This window comes from Mesorhizobium sp. M7A.F.Ca.US.006.04.2.1 (assembly GCF_004022915.1).
GTDB lineage: Bacteria > Pseudomonadota > Alphaproteobacteria > Rhizobiales > Rhizobiaceae > Mesorhizobium > Mesorhizobium ciceri.
In genome coordinates, this window is the sequence record NZ_RZQA01000641.1 from 1 (window position 1) to 3,790 (window position 3,790).

Sequence of the window (3,790 nt, forward strand, 5' to 3'; positions counted from 1 at the left end):
CTGCACGGCGCATCGATCACGCTCGAGGATTGCCGACCGGGACTTGCGGTGGTGGTGCGTTTTCCGCTGGCTATGGATTAGCCGGCGAAACGGCTGGTGCTGTTCAAGCCCAGCTTGGGTTGAGAGGTCCCCTCACCTATCTATCCGCGTCGACAGGATGATCGATGACAGCGTCCGCTCGACTCCGTCCATGGCGCCGATCTGGTCGAGCAGCATGTCGAGGTCGCGGATCGATGGCGCGTCGACGATGACGATCATGTCGAAATTGCCGCTGACCGAATGCAGCGTCCGGACCGTCGCCAAACCGCGCAGGCCGCGCACCACCTTGTCGGCAAGCTTGGGCGTCACGGTGAGCAGCACATGCGCCCGCACCAGCCCCTGCTCATAATCCGGCGCCAGCCGCACGCCGTAGCCTGATATGATGCCGCGCTGCTCCAGCCGTTCGATCCGGCTCTGCACGGTTGTCCGCGAGACGCCAAGCCGCCGCGCCAGCTCGGCGGTCGAGGCGCGCGCATTCTCGCGCAGCAGCGAAAGCAGGGTCTGTTCGGCATCGCTGAGCATTTCGACGATTCTTCTCGGCGGACTGACCAATCAATGGGTTCGTTTCGTACAGAACCACGCTTCCTTTCGACGGGCAAGCTGCGAATCTGTGCTCACAACCAGTGAGGGATTTGTCATGAAGAAAATTGTCGTTGTCGGCGCCGGCAAGATCGGCTCGACCATTGCCGAGATGCTCGCCGCCACGGGAGATTATCAGGTCACGCTCGTCGACCGCTCGGCAGCACAGCTCGCTGCTGCCGAAGTCCCGGCCACGGTTGCGACGCTGGAGCTCGACATCGAAGCATCCGGCACGCTTGAAGCCGCACTCGCCGGCAAATTCGCGGTGCTCAGCGCCGCTCCCTTCCATCTGACCACCCGCATCGCCGAGGCGGCGGCCAGTGCCGGCGTGCACTATCTCGACCTGACCGAGGATGTCGTCTCGACCCGCCGCGTCAAGGAACTGGCGCGTTCGGGCAGAAGCGCCTTCATTCCGCAATGCGGCCTGGCGCCGGGCTTCATCTCGATCGTCGCCAACGATCTCGCCAGCCGCTTCGATTCTCTGGAAAGCGTGCGCATGCGCGTCGGCGCTTTGCCGCAATATCCCTCCAATGCGCTGAACTACAATCTGACCTGGAGCACCGACGGCGTCATCAACGAATATTGCGAGCCCTGCGAGGCGATCGTCGAGGGCGAGCTGGTCGAGGTGCCGCCACTGGAGGAGCGCGAGGAGTTCTCGCTCGACGGCGTCACTTACGAGGCATTCAACACCTCCGGCGGGCTCGGCACGCTGGCCGAGACGCTGAAGGGCAAGGTGCGCACGCTCAACTACCGCACCATCCGCTACCCCGGCCACGCCGCGATCATGAAGGCGCTGCTCAACGACCTCGGCCTGCGCCATCGCCGCGACGTGCTGAAGGACATTTTTGAAAGCGCCCTGCCGGCGACATTGCAGGACGTCGTCATCGTCTTCGTCACCGTCTCCGGCCGCAAGAACGGCCGCCTGCTGCAGGAGACCTACGCCAACAAGGTCTATTCCCAGCGTATCGGCCAGGTGGTGCGCAGCGCCATCCAGATCACCACGGCGTCCGGCATCTGCGCCGTGCTCGACATGCTGGCCGACGGCAGCCTGCCGGCGACCGGCTTCATCAAGCAGGAAGACATCGCGCTGGACGCATTTCTAGCCAACCGTTTTGGCCGCGCCTATGCCCAGCACGAAATGGTGAGCCGGCTGGCGGGGTGAAGCGCATAATCTCCCGCTTGAGGGGGAGATTAGCATCGAGCTATTTCCGCAAGACCATCGGCCGCCCAAGCAGAAACCGGACAAAATTGCCGGCGTTGCGCGAGGCCTTGGCCGAAGTCTGCGGCATCTGCTTTTGCGTAGTCTCTTTTCGAGCCGGCGCGCGCGCATTTGTCCCGGCACCGGGCCGGCCCACGGTGAAAGCCGGCTCGGCGACCGGCTTGCCGCGCAAGACATTGGCTGCATTGTTGTCATGAATGACGATGCACCATTGAGCCTCCTTCAAGGCCGCCCCGACGGTGTTGAAACGCATCGCCATCCTCGTGTGCTCGTCGCAATAGACCCCGTTCATGGACGGTGATCGCTTCTCGACCAGAGTGCCGAAGGCCGACGTTGGATATTCGTGCTGCGTGTAGTGGTTGGTTGCCGCATCGAAATTCTGGCCGTGCGGAAAGGCGATATAGAGCGGTTGCTGGTTCACCTCGCCCTTGGCGATTTCCCGGCGCGCGTAGAAATCGACACGCTCCATGAAGGTCGGCGCCAGCGCGTCATCGCTGTCGAGCCGAGTCAGCGAAACAAATTCGGCATCCGTGTCGCTTTGGACAAACGCATTGAAGGCGACATTGTAGTTCTCGCCGGCCTTGATGAGAACCGGCCTGACATCAATCCCGGCCGCGCAGGCGCAGACGATCCGGATGTAGTTCTCATGTGTTCGGAATCGAACGCAATCAGGACCGTAAAGTCCTTCTGCGACTGGCCCTCGAGCGAGGGCGCGCAATAGGTGTCGAACAGCGCCAGCCGCTCGACCAGCCACACCGGGTCGAGATTGGCTCTGCCGTGTCCATTCCATTGGCTCGGCATGAAGCCGGTGGCGGTGTTGTAGCGAATCGCCACGTATTTCTTCAGGTCGGTGCTCATGGGAGGAGACTAGAGCATGATCCCGAAGGGTGGAATCCGGTTCTCGGAAAACATGGTACGCGGCACTTTCCCGCCAATCGCTTTGGTCGCGCCTAGATGAGCGGCTGGCGAGTTGATCGATGGGCTGGCGAGGGAAGGAAGAGAGCTGGCTCGAACAGGTTCGCCCCTTTCCTCAAATATGCAGCGCGTGTCCCAGCGCCTTCAGCGCTGCTTCCTGGAATCCCTCGCCCTGCGTCGGATGCGCGTGGATGGTGCCGGCGATGTCCTCCAGCCGCGCGCCCATCTCCAGCGCCAGCCCGAACGCCGCCGCCAGTTCCGACACGCCCTGCCCGACCGCCTGGATGCCGAGCACCAGATGGTTGTCGGCGCGGGCCAAGACGCGGACAAAGCCGTCCTCGCCCAGCTTCGTCATCGCCCGGCCGTTGGCCGCGAACGGGAACATGCCGATCTTGATCTCGCCGCCGAGCGCCTTGGCTTCTTCCGGCGAAAGACCAGCGGTCACCAGTTCGGGATCGGTGAAGCAAACGGCGGGTATCGAACGCTTGTCCCAGCTGCGCTTGTGGCCGGCAACGATCTCGGCGACCATCTCGCCCTGCGCCATCGCCCGGTGCGCCAGCATCGGCTCGCCGGTGACGTCGCCAATGGCGAAGATGCCGCGCATCGAGGTGCGGCACTGGTCGTCGATGCGGATGAATTTGCCGGCCATGTCGAGGTCGATCTGCTCGAGCCCCCAGCCTTCGGTCACCGGCTTGCGGCCGACCGTCACCAGGATCTTGTCGGCGGCGACCTTGGCGCTCTTGCCGTCGGAGGTTTCGATCAGCAGCGCGTCGCCTTTGGTCGACAGTCCCTTGGCCTTGGCGCCCAGCATCACCTCGACGCCGAGCGCGGTGAGCCGCTTGACCACCGGCCGGGTCAGCTCCGCATCATACTGCGCCAGCACGCGCGGCAAGGCCTCGATCACGGTCACCTCAGCGCCCATCTTGGCAAATGCCATGCCGAGTTCCAGCCCAATATAGCCGCCACCGACGACCGCGAGATTTTTCGGCACGTCGCTGAGCGCCAGCGCCTCGGTGGACGAAATCGCCCGACCGCCAA

General features: G+C 63.6%; 5 protein-coding genes. 1 reads left to right on the plus strand and 4 read right to left on the minus strand.

Annotated elements, in window-relative coordinates; genetic code table 11:
* Positions 1-132: 132 nt before the first annotated feature.
* A complete protein-coding gene (locus EN925_RS27065) occupies positions 133-561 on the minus strand; it encodes an Lrp/AsnC family transcriptional regulator (protein WP_013528746.1) in 429 nt (142 codons plus the stop codon).
* A gap of 115 nt (positions 562-676) precedes the next feature.
* On the opposite strand from EN925_RS27065, the gene EN925_RS27070 reads away from it, so the two are divergent.
* Positions 677-1,780, plus strand: coding sequence for a saccharopine dehydrogenase family protein (locus EN925_RS27070; RefSeq protein WP_024504078.1), 1,104 nt, complete (start codon positions 677-679; stop codon positions 1,778-1,780).
* A 40-nt stretch (positions 1,781-1,820) separates the two neighbouring features.
* Here EN925_RS27070 and EN925_RS40920 read toward each other — a convergent pair whose 3' ends face one another.
* The 3 genes from EN925_RS40920 to EN925_RS27085 all read right to left on the minus strand — a co-directional run.
* Positions 1,821-2,444 carry a glycosyltransferase gene (locus EN925_RS40920; RefSeq protein ID WP_281040665.1) on the minus strand — a complete coding sequence of 208 codons (624 nt, stop codon included), beginning with the start codon at positions 2,442-2,444 and terminating at the stop codon, positions 1,821-1,823.
* On the minus strand, positions 2,345-2,695 hold the full coding sequence (locus EN925_RS41530; protein WP_127368963.1) for a glycosyltransferase: 351 nt from the start codon (positions 2,693-2,695) through the stop codon (positions 2,345-2,347). The genes EN925_RS40920 and EN925_RS41530 overlap by 100 nt, the downstream gene beginning before the upstream one ends.
* A gap of 172 nt (positions 2,696-2,867) precedes the next feature.
* The coding region (locus tag EN925_RS27085) for an FAD-dependent oxidoreductase (protein ID WP_128337053.1) at positions 2,868-3,790 on the minus strand (923 nt) is incomplete at its 5' end.

Bases quoted from the DNA above. Each gene is read 5' to 3' on its own strand.
- EN925_RS27065 (WP_013528746.1), bottom strand. From the start codon at position 561: ATGCTCAGCGATGCCGAACAGACCCTGCTTTCGCTGCTGCGCGAGAAT.
- EN925_RS27070 (WP_024504078.1), top strand. From the start codon at position 677: ATGAAGAAAATTGTCGTTGTCGGCGCCGGCAAGATCGGCTCGACCATT.
- EN925_RS41530 (WP_127368963.1), bottom strand. From the start codon at position 2,695: ATGAGCACCGACCTGAAGAAATACGTGGCGATTCGCTACAACACCGCC.